Consider the following 2,022-nt stretch of genomic DNA (forward strand, 5'->3'; position numbering starts at 1 on the left):
TCGGTTCTCTCCATCTGTGGACTCTAGTTCTCCTTCACTCAGCTACTACACCAGCGTTCACTCTGGTCATCCGTGACTCAGCACAGCTCACGAAGCGACGCTCGGGAAGTACCGACTGTTAAGGACGTCCCAGTCGACGGGTTCTGGTCGGTCACCGTCTATAACCGTGACCTTTACCTCGAGGAGAACAAGTACGACGCCTATTCGGTCAACAATGTGACCGCAGAGCGAGCCGATGGTGGCAGCGTGACGATTCATTTCGGTGGGGACCCCGACCAGCCGAACTTCATCTACACGCCAGAAGGATGGCACTATATCGTCCGGCTCTATCAACCCCGCACGCCAATCATCAACGGGAGTTACCAGTTCCCCGAGGCTCGGCCAGTTACGTGAGGCAAGCGTAGAGATAGCAGGCGTGCTGGCGCCTGCGTCATCGCAATGTCGACTGCCGACTCGTCTGCCGTCTCGTATCGATAGGGGTACTGAACTCACCCTCTGTCTGCAGCACGGCAGCTTTCTCAACAGTTCTCACTGCAATTCTGTCGGCATTTTATGCTATTCGACCATCATCTCTTTATACGGTCGTGTCGAATGAGAGTGAGAGTCAGGTGGGGCAGTGCTGTTGGGAAACGCTTGAGCGACCGAGACATGAACCATGGACAAAGACACGCACAACAAAACGACTGAAACGGAATTCGAACCGCTGCAAGCAACACGTCGAACCGCACTTCGCGGGGCAGGCCTCGCCGGGTTACTCGCGATGGGTGTCGGTGGCGTCAGCGCCCGCCAAGACACGTCGAGCCAGACCACCAACCAAGCCGAGCAACAGACGACGGACAATAGTGGTACAGTCCCAGTGACATGGGCGAACTACCCGCGCGCCAACTGTCATGTTTCATTCCAGTTAGCCATTAACAAGGGTGGATTCGGACAGCTCTATCACGTCAGAAGTCTTGCTCCCATCGGTGCACAGAATGAGTTGGGCATCGGGGAGAATCGTGACACGCTCTACTCACTCGGGGTGTTCGATCTTACCGAGCCAGTCACCATCACGAAACCAGCCACCGGTGACCGCTACCAGTCGATGCTTGTCCAGAATGAGGACCAACATGTGAAGCTGAGTGTCACCGAACCAGGCACGTACACGTTGACGAAGGATCAGATCGGCACGCGATATGCCGGCGTCAATTTCCGTACATTTGTCGACGCTAACGACCCGGACGATGTGAACCAAGTCCGAAAACTCCAGGACAAGATTAGCGTGGAACAATCATCGGCTGGGTCGTTCGAGATTCCCAACTGGGATCGGCAATCATACGACCAACTTGAGGACGCGTTCAGAACGCTCTATTACACGATAGACAACTGGTCGGGGGCGTTTGGTGACGTCGGCCAGGTCGATCCTGTGAAATTTTTTGTCTCCACTGCGTCGGGGTGGACTGGCGTCCCGGAACCGTCGGGAGCACTAATCCTCCAACGAGCTCCCGCCCTGAATGACGGCGAAACGCCATACGAACTCACCGTCAAGAACGTCCCCGTTGACGGGTTCTGGTCGGTCAGCGTCTACAACCGTGACCTGTCCTTCGTGAAGAACAAGTACGATGCCTATATTGTGAATAACGTAATGGCCGAGCGGAACGCTGACGGGAGTGCCACCATCCACTTCGGTGGCGATCCCGATCAGAAGAATTTCCTCTACACCCCGAAGGACTGGCGCTATCTCGTCCGACTCTACGGAACACGCGAGCCGATCATCAACGGGAGCTATCAGTTCCCCGAGGCTCAGCCGGTCGAGTGACGAGCGGGGGGGATTTCTTCCGTGATAGCCGTTGACGACTGCGTCGGCGTGATGTCGACCGTCGGCTTGCTTTGACCTCGTACCGATGGTCGTGCTGAACTCATTATGCCTTGTTTTGCCGCAGAATGACGACAGTCTCAGACGCTCTCACGGTTATCTTCCGTCAGATTAACCGGGAAATGGACGCCGTCTGGCGATATGGCATCGCTCAGACGGCTAGCGCG

At 56.0% G+C, this 2,022-nt stretch carries 2 protein-coding genes; both read left to right on the forward strand.

The genetic code is table 11. The features are described 5' to 3' along the window. The first annotated feature begins 72 nt into the window (after positions 1-72). Positions 73-393, forward strand: coding sequence for a DUF1214 domain-containing protein (locus tag ACR3FF_RS26855; RefSeq protein WP_458191124.1), 321 nt, complete (start codon positions 73-75; stop codon positions 391-393). A 262-nt stretch (positions 394-655) separates the two neighbouring features. Beyond that, positions 656-1,798 carry a DUF1214 domain-containing protein gene (locus tag ACR3FF_RS26860; protein WP_458191125.1) on the forward strand — a complete coding sequence of 381 codons (1,143 nt, stop codon included), beginning with the start codon at positions 656-658 and terminating at the stop codon, positions 1,796-1,798. Positions 1,799-2,022 lie beyond the last annotated feature (224 nt).

The organism is Haladaptatus ordinarius (assembly GCF_054177595.1).

Excerpts from the sequence above, each read along its gene's own strand:
- ACR3FF_RS26860 (WP_458191125.1), top strand. The coding sequence starts at position 656 with ATGGACAAAGACACGCACAACAAAACGACTGAAACGGAATTCGAACCG.